The sequence below is a fragment of the Agromyces hippuratus genome (assembly GCF_013410355.1).
Classification (GTDB): domain Bacteria; phylum Actinomycetota; class Actinomycetes; order Actinomycetales; family Microbacteriaceae; genus Agromyces; species Agromyces hippuratus.
In genome coordinates this window covers 1,158,159-1,176,538 of the sequence record NZ_JACCFI010000001.1, presented here as the reverse complement: position 1 = coordinate 1,176,538, position 18,380 = coordinate 1,158,159, and the positions used below count along the sequence as shown (strand labels likewise).

Genomic DNA, 18,380 nt, shown 5'->3' with positions numbered 1-18,380 from the left:
TGCGCTGCCATGATGGGAGGGTGGATGACTCGACCGACCAGGTGCCCGCCGAACCGTCCCGACACCGCGGCGCCGAACAGCAGATGATCGACCGACTCTGGGATTTCGGGAACCCCGCAGCCAGTGAGGAGCGGTTCAGGGACGCCGCAGACGACGACGGCAACTCCGCCCACCTGCGCGCCGTGATGGCGACGCAGCTCGCGAGGGCCATCGGCATCCAGGGCCGCGTCGACGAGGCGCTCGCCGCGCTCGAGAGCGTTGCGGCGGGCGTTCCCGCCGCCGATGGCGGTAAGGACGCCGCGGAGCTCCGGGCTCGCGTGGCGATCGAGCGGGGCCGGCTCGCGGCATCCGCCGGCCGCCCGGCCGACGCGGTGCCCGAGCTCACCCGTGGCGTGCGCGAGGCGGCGCTCGCCGGGTCGACGTTCCTCGTGCTCGACGCGCTGCACATGCTCGCGCTGAACGACGCGGGGCATGAAGAGGAGTGGGCCGCCGAGGGGTTCGACGTGCTCGACGGGGTGCGCGACGCTCGGCTGCTGCGCTGGGGCGTCGCGATGCACAACAACCTCGGCTGGACGATGCACGACGGCGGCAGGGCCGAGGGCGCGCTCACCCACTTCGAGCAGGCCGTCGACGCCGCCGACCGCTACGGCACCGCCGAACAGCGCCACGTGGCCCGCTGGTCGGTCGCCAGGTGCCTGCGCACCCTCGGTCGTACCGACGAGGCGCTCGCACTGCAGCGCGAGCTCTCGGATGCACGCCCCGACGACCCGTACGTGCAGGCGGAGCTCGCCGCGCTGACGGAGGCGGAGCCTACGATCGAGCCATGACCGACGGGCGCGACACCGACGGGCGCGACGCGCCGACCGCGGGCGGGATCGCGCCCGGTTCGTTCACCCTCGACTCCCGGCTGTCGGGCGCGCTCGGCGGTCGCACGGCGCAGGCGTTCGAGCGCGGATTCGGGCATCGCACCGTCGGCGACCTGCTCGCGCACTACCCGCGGCGCTACGCCATGCGCGGCGAGCTCACCGCGCTCGCGACCCTGCCGCTCGACGAGAACATCACGATCATCGCCGAGGTGATCGAGGTCGGCGAACGGTCGATGCGCGCTCGCCGCGGCTCGATCGTCGAGGCGAAGATCACCGACGGCACGGGCGTGCTGACGCTCACCTTCTTCAACCAGCGCTGGCGCGCCGCCGACCTCCGGCCCGGTCGTCGCGGCATCTTCGCCGGCAAGGTGAGCGACTACAAGGGGCAGCGCCAGCTCGCACACCCCGACTACGAGCTGTTCGACGACGCCACGCCGCTCGAGGCCGGCGATGCGGCGGCCAAGCGCTGGGCCGAGGCGCCGATCCCGATCTACCCCGCGACGAGCACGCTCGCGAGCTGGCAGATCGCGAAGGCGATCGAGCTCGTGCTCGACGGGCTCGCCCCGCTCGACGACCCGCTTCCCGCCTCGGTGCGCGCCGCGAAGTCGCTCCTCGCGCATCGTGAGGCGCTCGAACTCGTGCACCGGCCCGAGCGCGACGGCGACTGGAAGCGCGCGCGCGGCACGCTTCGCTTCACCGAGGCGTTCGTGCTGCAGACGGCGCTGCTCGAGCGTCGGGCCGAGCTGCGCACGCACACGACCGCCGCGCGCCAGCCCGTGCCCGGGGGCCTCCTCGAGCGGTTCGACGCGGCCCTGCCGTTCACGCTCACCGGCGACCAGCTCGACGTCGGCGGCGAGATCGCGCACGACCTCGGCGAGCCGGTGCCGATGAACCGGCTCGTGCAGGGCGAGGTGGGCTCGGGCAAGACGGTCGTGGCGCTCCGCGCGATGTTGGCCGTCGCCGACTCGGGCGGCCAATCGGCGCTCCTCGCTCCGACCGAGGTGCTCGCCGGCCAGCACCTGCGATCGATCGCCAAGATGCTCGGGCCCGATCTGGCGGCGGAACTCGTGCCGACGCTGCTCACGGGCCAACTGCCGCTCGCCGAGCGCAAGAAGGCGCTCCTGCGCGCTGCTGCGGGCCAGTCCCGCATCGTCGTCGGCACGCATGCGCTGCTCGGCGACAACGTCTCGTTCGCCGACCTCGGTCTCGTGGTCGTCGACGAGCAGCACCGCTTCGGCGTCGAGCAGCGCGAGGCCCTCCGGCTGAAGGGGCAGAGTCCGCCGCACGTGCTCGTGCTGACCGCCACGCCGATCCCGCGCACCGTCGCGATGACGGTGTTCGGCGACCTCGACGTGTCGACCATCCGCGAGCTGCCCGCCGGCCGCGCCGGCATCACCTCGCAGGTCGTGCCGCTCGCGATCCGGCCGACCTGGCGTCCGCGAATCTGGGAGCGGCTCGCCGAAGAGCTCGCGCTCGGGCGGCAGGCGTTCGTCGTCTGCCCCGCCATCGAGGCGAAGGTCGTCGAAGATGAGGGGCCCGAGGGCCGTGCCGAGGTCGCGTCGAGCGACGGCGACGCCGACGGCCGAGCGGATGCCGCGGCGCCCGTGGCATCCGTCGTCGCCGTGCTGGCGGAGCTGCGCGCCCACCCCCGCTTCGCCGAGACGCGCATCGCACCCCTGCACGGGAGGATGTCGGCCGACGAGAAGGACGCGGCGATGCGCGCGTTCTCGGCCGGCGAGATCGACGTGCTCGTCGCGACCACGGTCATCGAGGTCGGCGTCGACGTTCCGAACGCGAGCGCCATGGTCGTCGTCGACGCCGACCGGTTCGGCGTCTCTCAGCTGCACCAGCTGCGCGGCCGGGTCGGCCGGGGCTCGGTGCCCGGCCTCTGTCTGCTCGTGACGTCGGCCGTGCCAGGGTCGCTCGCCCTGCAGCGCGTCGAGGCCGTCGCCGCCACGCTCGACGGCTTCGAACTCGCCCAGGCCGACCTCGAGCTGAGGCAGGAGGGCGACGTGCTCGGTGCCGTGCAATCCGGAGGTCGCTCGTCGCTCAAGCTGTTGAAGGTCGCGCGTGACGGCGACCTCATCGCCGAGGCTCGCGAGATGGCGCAGGAGGTGCTCGACGGCGGCGACGGGCTCGCTGCGCACCCGGCGCTCGCCGCTGCGGTGCGCCGCCGGCTCGACGAGGAGACCAGCGGATACCTGAGCAAGGGCTGAGACTCTCCACAGCCCCTCGCGCGAGGCGGAACGGGCAGTACGCTGTTGCGTATGCAGCGGATCGCCGTCGTCCCAGGATCGTTCGACCCCGTCACGCGCGGCCACCTCGACGTCATCGAACGGGCCGCCGGGCTCTACGACGAGCTGCACGTCGTCGTCGTGCACAACCCCGACAAGTCGGCGCTGCTGCCGATCGCGCAGCGGGTCTCGCTCATCGAGCGCTCGATCGCCGAAGCTGGCATCCAGGGTCGCATCGTCGTGGCCTCGTGGAGCATGGGCCTCCTCGTCGACTACTGCACCGACGTCGGCGCCTCCGTGTTGGTGAAGGGCGTGCGATCGCAGCTCGACGTCGCCTACGAGACGCCCATGGCGATCGTCAACCGCCATCTCGCGGGGGTCGAGACGGTGTTCCTCCTCCCCGACCCGGCGAACGCGCACGTGTCGAGTTCGCTCGTGCGTCAGGTGTCCGCGCTCGGCGGCGACGTCGCGCCGTACGTGCCGCCGGCGGTGGCCGAGTACCTCCAGGCGGCGATGACGCCATGACCGAGACGACCGCCGTCGCGACGAAGATGGGCATCGACGAGGTCGGTGCGCGGGCCGCCGCCATCGTGCAGAACGTCGAGGCGGTCATCGCCGGCAAGCGCGAGGCGGTCACGAGCGCGCTCACCGTGCTGCTCGCCGAGGGCCACCTGCTCATCGAAGACGTGCCCGGCGTGGGCAAGACGATGCTCGCCAAGACCCTCGCCCGCTCGGTCGACGCGACGGTCAGCCGCATCCAGTTCACGCCCGACCTGCTGCCGAGCGACGTCACCGGCGTCTCGGTGTTCGACCAGGCGAGCCGGCGCTTCGAGTTCAAGCACGGGCCGGTGTTCGCCAACATCGTCATCGGCGACGAGATCAACCGTGCGAGCCCGAAGACGCAGTCGGCGCTGCTCGAGTGCATGGAGGAGCGACAGGTCACCGCCGACGGCACGACCTACCGGCTCGAGCCGCCGTTCACCGTCATCGCGACGCAGAACCCGGTCGAGATGGAGGGCACCTATCCGCTGCCCGAGGCGCAGCGCGACCGCTTCATGGCCCGCATCTCCATGGGCTACCCGTCGTCGGCCGACGAGCTGGCGATGCTCTCGACCCGAGAGACGTCGAGCCCACTCGACGCGCTCGAGCCGGTCGTCGACCTCGACGAGCTCCGCGGCATGATCGAGGCCGTGCAGCACGTCTTCACGTCGCAGCCGGTCAAGGAGTACGCCGTCGACCTCGCGCGGGCCACGCGCGAAGACCGGCAGCTGCGGCTCGGCGCGAGTCCGCGAGCCACGCTGCAGCTCATCCGCGCAGCGAAGGCGCACGCGGCCATGCACGGCCGCGACTTCGTGCTGCCCGACGATGTCGACGCCCTCGCGGTGCCGGTGCTGGCGCACCGGCTCGTGCCGACCAGCCGTGCGGTCGGGGCGCACGACCGCGACAGCGGGCCGCTCATCGACGCCATCGTGCGCCGCATCGTGGGGGAGACGCCGGTTCCGGTCGGCAGCGCGCGAAGGAACTGACATGTGGCGCCCCCGCTCCGCTCGAATCGCGACATCGCCGCGACTCACTGGTCGGAGCGCTCGAATCGCGACCTGGCCGCGGCTCACTCGCCGGGGTGCCACGCTCGTCATCGTCGGGGTGGCGCTGCTCGCGGTGTCGCTTTGGTTCGACTCGCGCGACGTGCTCGTGCTCGCCTTCGTCGGCATCGCCATGCCGGCCGTGGCCGCCCTCTTCGTCGCCATGCGCAAGCCGAGCCTCGGGGTCACCCGCAGATTCGCCCCGCCGGTCGTCGAGGCCGGCACCTCCACCCGGGTTGCGCTCGTCATCAAGAACCGTTCGCGTCGAACGTTCGACGGGGCGCACTGGCGCGACGGGGTGCCGTCGACGCTCACGGCCGCGCCCGAGGCGATCCTGCCCGCGATGGGGCCCTACGAGTCGATGCTGCCCTCCGGTGACGACACGGTGCGCGTCGAGTACCGGCTGCGGACCCCTCGACGCGGGGTCTACCCGATCGGCCCGCTGCGCGTCGGCATCGCAGATCCGTTCGGGCTCGCCCGGGTCGACCGCGACATCGGGGCCGCCCACGAGGTCGTGGTCACGCCGCGGGTGACGCCGCTCGACGCCGCGCTCGGCTCGGCGGCGAGCGTCGACGGCGTGCTCAACGGCCTGCAGTTGCGCACCCACCCGAACTCCGACGAGCTCATCGCTCGCGAGTACCGCTACGGCGACCCGATGCGGCGGGTGAACTGGGCGGCGACCGCCCGGCGCGGCGAGCTCATGGTGCGCGAAGAGGAGCAGCGCGGCGACCCCGAGGCGCGGATCATCCTCGACACGACCCTCGCCGGACGCGCGAAGCCGGCGGGCCATCGGCGCGACGGCGACGACGGGCCGCATTTCGGCTTCGAACTCGGTGTCGAGGTCGCTGCGTCGATCGGCATCCACCTGCTCGAGCACGGGTACCGCGTGCGCTGCGACCGCCTCGACGACACCGAGCGCGGCCTCGCCGCGGGCGACTCGGGTGCGGGCTACCGCATGCCCGGCGGCGATCGGCTGATGCTCGAAGACCTCGCCCGTCTCGACGGACCCACCGGCTCCGCGGGGGCGCGCCCCGCGTCGAACACGCGGGCGCACACCGCGGGCTCGCGCGGCCGCGATGCCCGCATGCCGGGGTTCGCCGTGCTCGTGGACCCCGACGAACACGATGCCCGCTCGCTCGTCGCAATGCGTTCGGGCATCGAACCCGCAGTGGCCTTCGCGACCGAAGCGGTGTCCGGCCGCATCATCGATCTGCTCGAGAAGGCCGACTGGCGCGTCGTGCGCGTGCGCCGGGCGGCCGACATCCCGGCGGCGTGGTCGGGCACGACTCGCGTGCAGCCCGCTGCTCCGCGCGACGCTGCCGCGCGTCGCGGCCCAGTCGTACCCGGAGCGCCCGATGCGCCCTGATCCGGTTCCCCTGTCGCGCGCCCAGCGGCTCGCCCTCACCGCCGCGTCCTTCCTGCTGCTCGTCACCGCGGCGATGGCCCTCGGCCCGCTCATCGCGGGCAGCGGGTGGTGGTGGCTCTGCGCCTTCATCGCCGGGGGCGTGCTGTTCGCCGGCACGGGTCTGCGCGCGCTGCGCACGCCCGCCTCGCTCGTGCCCGTGCTCGAACTCGTCGTGCTCCTCGCCCTCCTGACCCTCGTGTTCGGCGGGGCCACGAGCATCGCCCTCGTCATCCCGACGCAGGGCACCTTCGAGGCCTTCGGCGACCTCATGTCGGGCGCCCAGCGCACGATCGAACAGCAGTCGGTGCCGGCGATCCCCGTGCCGCCGCTGCTGTTCGCCCTCGCGCTCGGCATCGGGCTGCTCGCCTTCGTCGTCGACGTGCTCGTGCAGACCCTCAGGGTGCCGGCGCTCGCCGCGGTGCCGGCACTCGTGCCCGTCGTGGTGCCGGGCTTCATCATCGAGGCCGGCGCTGAGGCGCCGGCGCTCGTGCTCACCGCCGCGGCGTACCTGCTGCTCCTCAGGGTCGACGTGCGGGTGCGGCGACGAGCGCGCCTCGCGGCCGGAGCCGAGGGCGACGACGCCGCGACGGTCGTGCCGCCGAACCGGGTGCCCATCGTCTCGACGCTCGGCGCGTCGCTCGGTCTCGCCGCGGTCGGTCTCCTCACCGCGTCCATCCTGGCCGCGTCGACGCCGAGCATCTCGTCGAGCCTGCTGCTCGGGTCGCAGAGCCAAGGCACGCTGTTCGGCCGCGGGGTGAGTCCCTTCATCGACCTGGGGCGCGACCTGCGGCGGCCCGAGGCGCGCCCGGCCTTCCACTACTTCGCGCGCGAGGCCGACCGGCCGTACTTCAGCCTGCTCACGCTCGACGAGTTCGAGGGCGAGGTGTGGGGTGCCAGCAAGCAGGCCGTCGACGGCGACAACACGGTCGATGCGATGCCGAGGCCCCAGGGCCTCTCGGATGAGGTCGAGACCACGGAGCATCCGATCGAGATCATCGTCGACGAGGTGCGCACGACCTGGCTCCCCGTGCCGTACCCCACCTCGCGCATCGAGGGGCTCAACGGTTCCTGGTTCTGGGACGAGGGGTCGCTCTCGGTGCGCAGCGTCGACACGAATACCAGTGGGCAGCGGTACACGGCCACTCGCCTCGAGGTGGACCCCACGGTCGCACAGTTGCGCGAGGCGAGCACCGAGGTGCCCACGGAGCTCGAGGGCAACCTCGCGCTGCCCGACGAGATGCCGCCGATCATCGCCGACACGGCGTCGACGGTGACCGCGGGCGCCGCCTCCCGCTACGACGCCGCGGTGGCGATCCAGTCCTTCCTCCGCTCCTCCCAGTTCGACTATTCGACCGAGGCGCCGGTCGCCGAGGGCTACGACGGCGGCGGCTTCGACGTGATCGCGAAGTTCCTCGAGACGAAGTCGGGCTACTGCGTGCACTTCGCGTCGACGATGGCGGTGCTCGCACGCGAGATCGGCATCCCCTCGCGCATCTCGCTCGGGTACACGCAAGGGTCTCCGACGCAGGAGCGCGTCGACGGCGTGCAGCGCATCGAGGTCGACTCGCACGACCTGCACTCGTGGCCCGAGCTCTACTTCGAGGGCGTCGGGTGGGTACCGTTCGAGCCGACTCCGGGTCGCGGCAGCGTGCCCGACTACTCGCGACCCGGCGCAGGCGACGGCACCGGGGCCGCGGCGCCGAGCACGGCACCCGTCACCCCCGGCGCGAGCGGTCGCCCCGAGCTCGACCCCGACCGCGGGCTCGCAGGCCAGGCGGGCGGCGGCGCCACGGCGAACGCGTGGTGGCAGCGCGGCGTGCCGGTGGCACTCGTCGTGCTGCTCGTGCTCCTCCTGCCGGCGATGCTGCGCCTCGGGCAGCGATGGACGCGCCGACGACGCATCACCAAGGGCGAACGGCCCGCGGATGCCGCGTGGGACGAGGTGATCGCGACGGCTCGTGATCTCGGGGCAGGGGGCGAGGCCGTTGAGACGGCCCGCGCCTTCGCAGCATCGGTCGTCGAGCGCGAGACGTTCGGAGGTGCCGAGGCGAGGGCGGCACTGTTCGAACTCCGCGACGCCGTCGAACGCGAACGGTACGGTCCCGACATCGTGTCGGCGGCGGCGGCCCCCGCGCTGCTCGGCGATCTCGCGACCGTGCGTACAGCCCTCCTCGCCGATGCGGCACCGGCGGTGCGCGCGCGGGCCGTGCTCGCGCCACGTTCGCTCATCGACACCGCACGCCGGGCGTTCGGCGAACGCCCATCCGTCGGCGCGTAGACTCGTCGATCGTGGCCATCAAGTATTCCCCGTTCCGTGTGAACGTCCGCGACCTCGTCAACCGTCCCGGCGAGATGCGCGAGCACCCCTTCTCCATCGCCGCCGGCGACCAGATGGGCGAGGGACTCGTCGCCGTTCGCGCCGGATCCGAGCTCGACATCGACGTCCGACTCGAGTCGGTGCACGAGGGCATCCTCGTCACCGCAGAGGTCGACGCGGTGGCCGAGGGGGAGTGCGGCCGATGCCTCATCGACATCGCGCTGCCCGTCGAAGTCGAGTTCCAAGAACTCTTCGGGTATCATTCTGGGGAAGCCATCGAGTATGAGGTTCAAGACGACCACGTGGATCTTGAACCACTCATCCGAGATGCGGTAGTGCTGGCACTGCCGTTCCAGCCGGTGTGCCGACCGGATTGCCCGGGACTCGACCTCGAGACCGGGCTCCGACTGGCCGATCATCCGGAACTCGTCACCCCTGAGCACAGCGATCCACGATGGTCCGCGCTCGCAGGGTTCCAGGCTTCCGAAGACAGCGGCCCGGATGACGCATCCGGCGCCGACCAGCAGAGAGAAGAGAGATAGTCATGGCTGTTCCGAAGCGGAAGAAGTCACGCGCCCGAACCCACATGCGCCGTGCGCAGTGGAAGGCCGAGGTCCCCACCCTGGTCAAGACGGTCGAGAACGGCAAGGTCACCTACAGCCTTCCTCACCGCGCCAAGGTCGTCGAGGACTCGGCGGGCACCCCGCTCTTCCTCGAGTACAAGGGCCGCAAGGTCGCCGACGTCTAGTCGGCCCCAGACACCCGAACGACCGGTCGTGACGCGAACGGAGCTCAACGGGGCAGTGGATCATGCGCTCGAAGAGCTGCAGCAACGCCTGCAGATCTCGATCGATCCCGCCCTGCTCCAGCTCGCGCTCACGCACCGGTCATTCGCGTACGAGAACGGCGGCATCCCGACCAACGAGCGCCTGGAGTTCCTGGGCGATTCGATCCTCGGGCAGGCCGTGACGGTCAAGCTGTTCCGCGACCACCCCGACCTCGATGAAGGCGAACTCGCGAAGCGGCGGGCGAGCCTCGTCTCGAGTGTCGCGCTGGCCGAGGTCGGTCGCACCATCGGCGTCGGTCGATTCATCCGGCTCGGTCGTGGCGAGACCATGACCGGCGGAGCCGACAAGCCGTCGATCCTCGCCGACACGGTCGAGGCGATCATCGGCGCGGTGTACCTCGACGCCGGTGGCGACACCGCCACGGAGCTCGTGATGCGCCTCGTCGCGCCGCTCATGAAGGACCCCGCGCGCTTCGGCGCGGCCATGGACCCGAAGACGAGCCTGCAGGAGATCGCAGCTCGCCGTGGAGCCACGGCACCGGTCTACACGGTCGCCGAGAGCGGACCCGACCACAACAAGCACTTCGTCGCCACGGTGACCGTCGGCGACCTCGTCGAGGCTTCGGGCGAGGGATCGAGCAAGAAGCAGGCCGAGATGGCCGCCGCGCTCGAGGCCTGGACCCTGCTCAACCCAGCCTGACGTGCCCGAACTGCCCGAGGTCGAGGTGGTGCGCGCCGGGCTCGCGCCCGCCGTCACCGGGGCCGTGGTCTCGGCGGTCGAGGTGCTCGAGCCTCGTTCGCTGAAGCGGCACGACGCGGCATCCGGTGACTTCGAGACCCTGCTGACGGGCGCCCGCATCGACGCGGCCGTGCGCCGCGGCAAGTTCCTCTGGCTGCCCCTCTCAGGTGATGAGCGGCGCGACGGGCGAGCTGTCGTCGGCCACCTCGGCATGAGCGGGCAGATGCTGCTGCGCACGCCCGATCATCCGGGCGACGATGCCCATGCCCGCGTGCGACTGCACCTCGAGCATGCCGAGCATGGCGAACTGCGCGTCGACTTCGTCGATCAGCGCATCTTCGGCTCGCTCGCGATCGACCGCCTCGTGCCGACGTCCGACGGCGAGATCGGCGGCTTCTCCGACGGCGTCACGGGGGAGTGGGCGCGACTGGTGCCGTCTCAGGTCGCCCACATCGCGCGTGATCCCCTCGACCCGGCGTTCTCCGAGCGCGCGTTCTTCGCGGCGCTCGCGAAACGCGGCACGGCGATCAAGCGCGTGCTGCTCGACCAGGGCGTCGTCAGCGGCATCGGCAACATCTACGCCGACGAGTCGCTGTGGGCCGTGCGGTTGCACGGCGAACAGCCCGCGTCGTCGCTCTCGAGCCGCCGCGCTCGCGAGCTCCTCGGCGCCGTGCGAGAGGTGCTCGGCAAGGCGCTCGCCGAGGGCGGCACGAGCTTCGACGCCCAGTACGTCAACGTCAACGGGGCATCCGGCTACTTCGAGCACTCGCTGAACGCCTACGGGCGCGCCGGCAAGCCCTGCCCGCGCTGCGGCACGCCGATGGTGCGCGAGGCGTTCATGAACCGCGGATCGCACTTCTGCCCGAGGTGCCAGCGGCGGCGGTGACGCGGTGCGGGTCTGCGCAACCCGAAGGTCAACGGGCGCGGTAGCCCGCGTACCTCGGGTCAGGGCCGCTGCCACTCCGCGCTCAGCCCGCGAACCGTGAAGCCGAGCGCGATGTTGATCGCGAGCATGTGGTCGTTCTCGTCGGCGTTCCACGTGTAGACGTCGGTGCGCTCGGGCGCGGTCTCGCCGAGCCGCACGAGGTTGGCGAGTTTCAGCAGCATGCCGAGGCGGTGGCCGCGGTGGGGGCCGAGCACGATGGTGTCCCACTGGAACACGGCCATCGAGTCGGCGGGCAGCGAGAGTTCCGTGAACCCGGCGACCGCACCGTCGGGAGCGATGGCGGCCTGCGCGAGCGTCATGCGGCCGCCCGCGAGGGCCAGGGTCTCCTCGGCCCGCACCCGATCGGCGTCCCACGCCTCCTCGTCGTAGGAGATGCCGCCGGCGGGCGCGTCCGTCGACATCGAGGCGTGGGCAACGGCGAGGGAGTCGAGCAGTTCCTCCGGAGCCCGGTCGATCCAGCCGACGAGTCGGTAGCCCGCGGCGACCTCGTCGCGTGCGGCGAGGTGATCGGCGAGCATCGACCGGAACTCCGCCGACCTGCCCGTCACGGTGAGCCCGCTCATGCGTTCGAGCTGGCCGAGGCGATAGCCGTGGCGGGTCGCGAACGAGGCCCCGGGATCGGCCGCCGGGATCGATCCGGTGCCGTCGGGTGCCTCGAGACGGGCGCCGGGGAGGTCGAGACCGGCGACGGGCACATCCGAGCGACCCACGAGCACCTCGCGTCCGATCGACCGCGCGTGAGCTTCGGCATGGCGCAGCAGCTCGCTGCCGATGCCGCGTCGTCGCTGGTCGGCGGCGACCCCGACCGTGATCTCGGCGGCGCGGGCGCCGTCGCTCCGCTCCCACGTCACGTCGGCGCGACCGACGCAGCGCCCTGCCTCCCAGGCGGCGAACGCACGACGGCCGGTGTACCGGTCATCGAGGAACTCGGGCAGCAGTTCGGATGCGTCGTACGAGAAGCGACGGTGGCCCCAGACCGACTCGTCGGCCACCGCAGTGGCCTCGACGTACGCCTCGAACTCCTCGGCCTCGGGCGTGCCGAGGCGTTCCGGAATCGCAACTGGTCGAATGTCGAGTGTCATTCCGAGCCTCCTCGCCGCCCGGTGGGCAGCCGATCAGGATATCGGCAGCGTCTCCCGGCGACAAGATCGGATCGCTCGGCGGGCGGCGCGCGTGCGCGGCGCGGGCCCGAACCTCGGATACCGTAGACCCCAGCGTTCTCGCGACCAGGAGAGGGTGGGACGTGTACCTGAAGAGCCTGACGCTCAAGGGCTTCAAGTCCTTCGCACAGCCGACGACGTTCGCGTTCGAACCGGGCGTCACCTGCATCGTCGGACCCAACGGGTCCGGCAAGTCCAACGTCGTCGATGCCCTCGCCTGGGTGATGGGCGAGCAGGGTGCCAAGACCCTCCGCGGCGGCAAGATGGAGGACGTCATCTTCGCGGGCACCTCGACCCGCGGCCCGCTCGGACGCGCCGAGGTGAGTCTCACGATCGACAACAGCGACGGTGCGCTGCCGATCGAGTACACCGAGGTCACGATCTCGCGCACCCTCTTCCGCAACGGCACGAGCGAGTACGCGATCAACGGCGACAACTGCCGCCTGCTCGACGTGCAGGAGCTGCTGAGCGACTCGGGCCTCGGCCGCGAGATGCACGTCATCGTCGGCCAGGGCCAGCTCGACCAGGTGCTGCGGGCGACGCCCGAAGACCGCCGCGGCTTCATCGAGGAGGCCGCCGGCATCCTGAAGCACCGTCGGCGCAAAGAGAAGACGCTCCGCAAGCTCGACGCCATGCAGGCGAACCTCACCCGACTCTCCGACCTCGCGGGCGAGATCCGGCGGCAGTTGAAGCCGCTCGGGCGCCAGGCCGAGGTCGCTCGCGAGGCGGCGACGATCGCCGCGGTCATGCGCGACGCCAAGGCGCGACTGCTCGCCGACGAGGTCGTCGGCCTCCGCCGCGCCCTCGACGAGCACGGCAAGAGCGAACACGAACGCCATGCCGAACGACTCGTGCTGCAAGACCAGCTCGAGCAGCACCAGGCGAAGGTCACCCGGCTCGAGCAGGCGCAGGTCGGCGATGCCGTCGACCGGGCGAGATCGACGACCTTCGCGCTCGAACAGGCACAGGGGAGCCTGCGCTCCCTCGACTCGCTCGCCCGCCAGCGCATCGCCCTGCTCGGCAGCGCGGCTGAGCAGACGGATGTCTCGCCCAGCGTGACCCGCGCGATGATCGATGAGGCCGTGACCGAGCTCACCGGCATCCGCGACGGCGTCGGCACCGCGGCATCCGCGCTCGACGACGCGCACGAGGCGACCATGCGCCGCCGCGCCGAACTCGACACCGTCGACGAGGGCATCGCCCGGCAGAGTGCCCTCGTCTCGGCCTACGACCTCGAGCTCTCCAAGCTCACCGGCCAGGCCGACACGGCGGCGTCGAAGCTCGCCGCCGTGCGCGGTGAGGTGCTGCGTCACGAGAACGCCCTCGAGGCGTCGGCCGAGCGTCGTGCAGCGGCGGCCACCGCGCTCGCCGCGGCGGAGGCCGAGGCCGACAACGGCGAGACCGCCGAGACCGACCTCGACGAGGCGTACGAGCTCGCCCAGGGCGCGGTGTTCGAGGCCGAGGCCGAGATCGAACGCATCCGCGAGGAACTGCACGGCCGCGAACGCGAGCACGGCGCGCTCGGCGCCCGAACCCAGGCGCTCTCGCTCGCCCTCGACCAGAAGGACGGTTCGGCGGCGCTCGCCAAGGCCGGCGTCAGCGGCGTGCGCGGCCTTCTCGCCGAGGCGCTGCAGGTCGAACCGGGCTACGAACCGGCGATCGCCGCGGCCCTCGGCTCGCTGAGCGACGCGGTGCTCGTCGACGACCGCGCCGCCGCCTTCCGCGCCCTCGAGCACGCCGAACGCGGCGAACTCGGCCGCGTCGCCCTGGCGCTGGCCGACGCGGGTACTGCTCCGGCAGCGGCCGCTCCGGTCGCGGGGCTCACCGCAGCATCCGAGGTCGTCACGGCGCCCGCCGGCGTGCTGGGCCTCCTCGCCGAGGTGCTCATCGCCGACGACCTCGCCGCCGCCCGCGACGCGGAGGCTGCGCTCGCGAAGCGCTCGACGCCCGCCACGGTCATCACGAAGGACGGCACCGTCGTCGGCCGCTACGTGCTGCGCGGCGGCTCGGGCCGCAAGCAGAGCCGTATCGAGCTCATCGCCGAACGCGATCGCGCCGCCGCCCGGCTCGAGGAGGTGCGCGCCGAGATCGAGCGCGCGCGTTTCGAGCTCACCGAGCAGCGCCAGATCGTCGAGCAGTCGAAGGAGCAGTCGAAGCGCGCCCTCGCGGCGCTGCGCGAGTTCGACGCGCAACTCGCCCAGCGCACCGAGCGACTGAACCGCGCACGCGTGCAGGCCGAGGCCGCCGACGCCGACTCCGAGCGTCTGCGGCAGGCGGCCGCGCTCGCCGAGGAGCGCGTCGCCGAGGCCGAGCAGCTCGCGACCGCAGCCAAGGCCGCCCTCGAGACCGCCCGCGCCGAGCCGCGACCGGTGCTCGAGACGGCCGCCCGCGACGGAGCGCTCGCCGCGCTCGAGGCGGCCCGCGAGGCCGAGGTCGAGGCGAAGCTGCGACTCGAGACCGCGAAGGAGCGCGTGCGCGCCGAAGAGGCCCGCATCCGCGCCATGGAGGCCCAGTTCGAGGCGGAGCGACAGGCGGCAGCGGATGCCGCGCGGCGCGCCGTGATCCGTCGCGCCCAGCTCGAGGCGGCCACTCGGGTCGCCGACGTGCTGCCCGAGGCGCTCGCCTCCGTCGACGCATCCGTCTCCGAGGCGCGCGTCGCACTCGGGCGAGCGGAGGCCGAACGGGCGAGCCGCAACGAGGAGTTGCAGGCGGTGCGCCGCGAGGAGGCCGCTGTGCGGGAGCGACTGCAGTCGGTCACTGAAGACGTGCACGGCCTCGAACTGCGCATCTACGAGAAGAAGCTGCACGTCGGAGGCCTCGTCGAGCGCGCGGAGTCGGAGCTCGGTCTCACCGAAGACGTGCTCGTCGACGAGTACGGGCCCGAGCAGCTCATCCCGGCCGAAGACGAAGACGGCGAGCCCCGCCCCTTCCGGCGCGAGGAGCAGCAGCGGCGGCTCGCGCAGGCCGAGCGCAAGTTCACCCAGCTCGGTCGGGTCAACCCGCTCGCGCTCGAGGAGTTCGCGGCGCTCGAGCAGCGCCACCTCTTCCTCACCGAGCAGCTCACCGACCTCGCGAACACCCGCAAGGACCTGCTGACGATCATCGAGGAGATCGACGGCAAGATGGAGTCGATCTTCCGCAGCGCGTTCGACGACACGCAGGCGGCGTTCGCCGAGGTCTTCCCCGTGCTCTTCCCCGGCGGCGTCGGCAGCATCACGCTCACCGACCCCGAGAACATGCTCACGACGGGCATCGAGGTGAGCGTGAAGCCCGCGGGCAAGAAGATCGAGCGCCTCTCGCTGCTCTCGGGCGGTGAGCGCTCGCTCGCCGCGGTCGCCCTGCTCATCGCGATCTTCAAGGCCCGCCCGAGCCCGTTCTACATCATGGACGAGGTCGAGGCCGCGCTCGACGACGCGAACCTCGGTCGTCTGCTGACGACCATGGAGTCCCTGCGCGACGACTCCCAGCTCATCGTGATCACGCACCAGAAGCGCACGATGGAGATCGCCGACGCGCTCTACGGCGTCTCGATGCGGCAAGACGGCGTGTCGGCCGTCGTCGGGCAGCGCGTGCGCGAGGAGCGCGAGGCGAAGGCGAGCTGACGCTGCCGGCGACGCCGCTCGGGTCGAGTCACTCAGATCAGGTCAGCCGACGATCGTCGGGTTCGACGATCCTGAACCACCGATACCCGTAGGCGTCGAGGTGCACGTCGATGCGGCCGCGCTCGTCGAGCTCGAACGTGTCGACGGCGAACAGGTCCGAGAGCACCGAATCGGGCGGCACCGGGCCCAGCTCGAGTGCCACGACCGTCGGGGTCGGCGCGAAGTTGTGCACCGCCACGAAACGCCCGACATCCGCGGTGATGCGATGTGCGAGCACCGCGTCCTGTCCGCTGGGCAGCACCTCGGGGCGACCCCAGCCGATCTCGGGCGAGCTGCGGTAGCGCACCGCGAAGCTCCGGATGACGCCGAGCAGCGAATCGGGGTCGTGCATCTGCGACTCGACGTTGACGTGCTCGGGCGAGTAGCCGTCCGTGGGCGGCGCCGCAGGGAGCCGGCGCGGCGCGGCGCGTGAGAAGCCGCCGTTCCTGCCGGAGGTCCACTGCATCGGCGTGCGCACGGTCATCCGCCCGCCCTCGTCGCGGTTCTCGCCCATGCCGATCTCCTCGCCGTAGAACAGCACGGGCGTGCCCGGCAGCGAGAAGAGCAGACTGTAGACCATGCGGATGCGGCGGGGGTCGCCGTCGAGCATGGGCGGGAGCCGGCGTGCGATGCCGCGGTCGTAGACGCGCATCCACTCCTCGGGCGCGAACGCGTCGAACACCTCCTGGCGCTCTGCGTCGCTCAACTTGTCGAGGGTGAGCTCGTCGTGGTTCCGCACGAAGTTCGCCCACTGCGCCTCGGGCTCGAGCACGGGCCGCTTGGCGAGCGACTCTGCGAGCGGACGGGCGTCCTCGCGGGCGAGCGACAGGTAGAGCGCCTGCATGCCGAGGAAGTCGAACTGCATCGTCAGCTCGGGCGGGTTGCCGGGCCGGCCGAAGAACTCGAGCTGCTGGTCGTACGGCAGGTTGACCTCGCCGAGCAGCACGGCCTCGCTCGAGCGACGTTGCAGGAATCGGCGGATGTCGCGGAGGAACTCGTGCGGGTCGCCGATGTCGACGCCTTCCGGCGGCTCGATCAGGAACGGCACCGCATCGACCCGGAACCCCGAGATCCCGAGTTCGAGCCAGTATCCGAGGGTCTTCGCGATCTCGTCGCGGACCGCGGGGTTGGCGATGTTGAGGTCGGGCTGATGCCGGTAGAAGCTGTGCAGGTAGTACTGGCCGCTCCGCTCGTCGAGCTCCCAGACGCTGTCCTCCTCGCCCGGGAACACGGTCGCGGCCTGCTTCGCCGGAGGCTCGTCACGCCAAACGTAGTAGTCGCGATACGGCGAGTTGCGGCTGCGTCGCGCCGCCGTGAACCACGGATGCCGGTCGGACGTGTGGTTCATGACGAAGTCGATGATGACGCGCATGCCCCGGTCACGGGCCGTGCGCGTGAACTCGCCGACGTCGCCGAGCGCGCCGAGCCGGGGGTCGACGCCGGTGAAGTCGGTGATGTCGTACCCGTCGTCCCGGTCGGGACTCGGCTGGAAGGGCATGAGCCAGATGCACGTGACCCCGAGCTCGGCGAGGTGGTCGAGCCGGTGCGCGAGGCCCTCGAAGTCGCCGAAGCCGTCGTCGTTCCAGTCCATGTAGGTCTCGACGTCGAGGCAGTACACGACCGCGGTCTTCCACCACAGGTCGCTCCGGTCGGTGATCCTCATCGGTCGACCTCCTTGAGCGCCGGCAGCACGTGCTCGCCGAACGCGTCGATGAATGCGGCCTGCTCCGTGCCGACATGGTGCAGGTAGATGCGGTCGACGCCGAGTTCGGCGATGGCCGTCAGGTGCTCGAGGTGCCGCGCCGTGTCGGCGAAGACCGGCAGGGTCTCGGCGACCTGCTCGGCCGAGACCCCCGAGGTGCGCTCGTCGAAGGCCTCCGGCGTGTCGAGCTCCCAGGCGAGGTGCGCCGGAACGAGGCTCTGGCGCCATTGGTCGTGCGCGATCGACCGCGCCTCGTCGTCGGTCGGCGCCCAGCTCAGGTGGACCTGCACCGAGACCGGCCCGCGCCCGCCGGCATCCCGATAGGCGTCGATGAAGGCCCGGAGTTCGTCGCGCGACTGGTCGATCGTGATGACGCCGTCGGCCCAGGCGGCGGCCTCGCGTGCCGTCTCGGTGCTCACCGCCGCTGCGAACAGGGGAGCGGGCGACTCGGGCAGGCTCCAGATGCGCGCGCGGTCGACCCGGATGCGGCCGGCGGTGGAGACGTGTTCACCCGCGAGCAGGCGACGCATGACATCGACGGTCTCGATGAGCCGCGCGTCGCGCTCGTCCTTCTCGGGCCACGGGTCGCCGGTGACGTGCTCGTTGATCGCCTCGCCGCTGCCGATCGCCGCCCAGAAACGGCCCGGGTACATCTCGGCGAGGGTCGCGATCTTCTGCGCGGCGATCGCCGGGTGGTAGCGCTGACCAGGGGCCGTGACGACGCCGAGCGAGAACCGGGTGGCCTCGAGCGCTGCGGCGAGCCAGCTCCATGCGTATCCGGAGTGACCTTGGCGCACGCTCCAGGGTTCGAAGTGGTCGCTGCACATCGCGGCATCGAAGCCGGCCTGTTCGGCGTGCCGCACCGCCTCGAGCAGGCGGCTCGGCGGGAGTTGTTCGTGCGAGGCGTGGAATCCCACAATCAAATCCGCATTCCTTCCGTCGCTCCGAGACTCCCGTGCCCGCGCACGACCGGCAACCCCTTGCGGTGCTCCGCTGGATC

At 71.7% G+C, this 18,380-nt stretch carries 14 protein-coding genes; 11 read left to right on the top strand and 3 right to left on the bottom strand.

Annotation, left to right across the window (positions count from 1 at the left end):
* Window positions 1–20 precede the first annotated feature (20 nt).
* The 10 genes from BJY17_RS05655 to mutM all read left to right on the top strand — a co-directional run bounded on the left by BJY17_RS05655 (window position 21) and on the right by mutM (window position 10,817).
* Window positions 21–827, top strand: coding sequence for a tetratricopeptide repeat protein (locus tag BJY17_RS05655; protein ID WP_179550491.1), 807 nt, complete (start codon window positions 21–23; stop codon window positions 825–827).
* Window positions 824–3,082, top strand: a complete 2,259-nt coding sequence (locus tag BJY17_RS05650) for an ATP-dependent DNA helicase RecG (RefSeq protein WP_179550490.1) — start codon at window positions 824–826, stop codon at window positions 3,080–3,082. Before BJY17_RS05655 ends, BJY17_RS05650 begins: the two co-directional genes overlap by 4 nt.
* 51 nt (window positions 3,083–3,133) lie before the next feature.
* Complete coding sequence (coaD, locus tag BJY17_RS05645; RefSeq protein WP_074258702.1) at window positions 3,134–3,625, top strand: pantetheine-phosphate adenylyltransferase; 492 nt, start codon at window positions 3,134–3,136, stop codon at window positions 3,623–3,625.
* Window positions 3,622–4,626 carry an AAA family ATPase gene (locus BJY17_RS05640; RefSeq protein WP_246303663.1) on the top strand — a complete coding sequence of 335 codons (1,005 nt, stop codon included), beginning with the start codon at window positions 3,622–3,624 and terminating at the stop codon, window positions 4,624–4,626. The genes coaD and BJY17_RS05640 overlap by 4 nt, the downstream gene beginning before the upstream one ends.
* Before the next feature lies 1 nt (window position 4,627).
* Window positions 4,628–6,049: a DUF58 domain-containing protein gene (locus tag BJY17_RS05635; protein WP_179550489.1), complete on the top strand. Its 1,422-nt coding sequence runs from the start codon at window positions 4,628–4,630 to the stop codon at window positions 6,047–6,049.
* Entirely contained in the window at window positions 6,039–8,366 is a 2,328-nt protein-coding gene (locus tag BJY17_RS05630) for a transglutaminase family protein (protein ID WP_179550488.1), read from the top strand. The genes BJY17_RS05635 and BJY17_RS05630 overlap by 11 nt, the downstream gene beginning before the upstream one ends.
* Before the next feature lie 113 nt (window positions 8,367–8,479).
* A complete protein-coding gene (locus BJY17_RS05625; protein WP_307836947.1) occupies window positions 8,480–8,947 on the top strand; it encodes a YceD family protein in 468 nt (155 codons plus the stop codon).
* A 2-nt stretch (window positions 8,948–8,949) separates the two neighbouring features.
* Window positions 8,950–9,153, top strand: coding sequence for a 50S ribosomal protein L32 (rpmF, locus tag BJY17_RS05620; protein ID WP_022891802.1), 204 nt, complete (start codon window positions 8,950–8,952; stop codon window positions 9,151–9,153).
* A 55-nt stretch (window positions 9,154–9,208) separates the two neighbouring features.
* Window positions 9,209–9,892, top strand: coding sequence for a ribonuclease III (gene rnc / locus BJY17_RS05615; RefSeq protein WP_179552733.1), 684 nt, complete (start codon window positions 9,209–9,211; stop codon window positions 9,890–9,892).
* Between the two features lies 1 nt (window position 9,893).
* A complete protein-coding gene (gene mutM / locus BJY17_RS05610) occupies window positions 9,894–10,817 on the top strand; it encodes a bifunctional DNA-formamidopyrimidine glycosylase/DNA-(apurinic or apyrimidinic site) lyase (RefSeq protein WP_179550487.1) in 924 nt (307 codons plus the stop codon).
* Window positions 10,818–10,876: 59 nt separating this feature from the next.
* On the opposite strand, the gene BJY17_RS05605 is transcribed toward mutM, so the two are convergent.
* A complete protein-coding gene (locus BJY17_RS05605) occupies window positions 10,877–11,959 on the bottom strand; it encodes a GNAT family N-acetyltransferase (RefSeq protein ID WP_179550486.1) in 1,083 nt (360 codons plus the stop codon).
* 161 nt (window positions 11,960–12,120) lie between these two features.
* On the opposite strand from BJY17_RS05605, the gene smc reads away from it, so the two are divergent.
* On the top strand, window positions 12,121–15,639 hold the full coding sequence (smc, locus tag BJY17_RS05600; protein WP_179550485.1) for a chromosome segregation protein SMC: 3,519 nt from the start codon (window positions 12,121–12,123) through the stop codon (window positions 15,637–15,639).
* Between the two features lie 37 nt (window positions 15,640–15,676).
* On the opposite strand, the gene BJY17_RS05595 is transcribed toward smc, so the two are convergent.
* Together BJY17_RS05595 and BJY17_RS05590 are read right to left on the bottom strand one after the other, a co-directional pair.
* Window positions 15,677–17,341 carry an alpha-amylase family protein gene (locus tag BJY17_RS05595; protein WP_179550484.1) on the bottom strand — a complete coding sequence of 555 codons (1,665 nt, stop codon included), beginning with the start codon at window positions 17,339–17,341 and terminating at the stop codon, window positions 15,677–15,679.
* Window positions 17,338–18,297 carry a TIGR03885 family FMN-dependent LLM class oxidoreductase gene (locus BJY17_RS05590; protein WP_322789758.1) on the bottom strand — a complete coding sequence of 320 codons (960 nt, stop codon included), beginning with the start codon at window positions 18,295–18,297 and terminating at the stop codon, window positions 17,338–17,340. Before BJY17_RS05590 ends, BJY17_RS05595 begins: the two co-directional genes overlap by 4 nt.
* Between the last annotated feature and the right edge of the window lie 83 nt (window positions 18,298–18,380).

Bases quoted from the DNA above. Each gene is read 5' to 3' on its own strand.
- BJY17_RS05630 (WP_179550488.1), top strand. From the start codon at position 6,039: ATGCGCCCTGATCCGGTTCCCCTGTCGCGCGCCCAGCGGCTCGCCCTC.
- BJY17_RS05650 (WP_179550490.1), top strand. From the start codon at position 824: ATGACCGACGGGCGCGACACCGACGGGCGCGACGCGCCGACCGCGGGC.
- BJY17_RS05625 (WP_307836947.1), top strand. From the start codon at position 8,480: ATGGGCGAGGGACTCGTCGCCGTTCGCGCCGGATCCGAGCTCGACATC.
- rpmF (WP_022891802.1), top strand. From the start codon at position 8,950: ATGGCTGTTCCGAAGCGGAAGAAGTCACGCGCCCGAACCCACATGCGC.
- BJY17_RS05595 (WP_179550484.1), bottom strand. From the start codon at position 17,341: ATGAGGATCACCGACCGGAGCGACCTGTGGTGGAAGACCGCGGTCGTG.
- BJY17_RS05635 (WP_179550489.1), top strand. From the start codon at position 4,628: ATGTGGCGCCCCCGCTCCGCTCGAATCGCGACATCGCCGCGACTCACT.
- BJY17_RS05640 (WP_246303663.1), top strand. From the start codon at position 3,622: ATGACCGAGACGACCGCCGTCGCGACGAAGATGGGCATCGACGAGGTC.
- coaD (WP_074258702.1), top strand. From the start codon at position 3,134: ATGCAGCGGATCGCCGTCGTCCCAGGATCGTTCGACCCCGTCACGCGC.
- BJY17_RS05605 (WP_179550486.1), bottom strand. From the start codon at position 11,959: ATGACACTCGACATTCGACCAGTTGCGATTCCGGAACGCCTCGGCACG.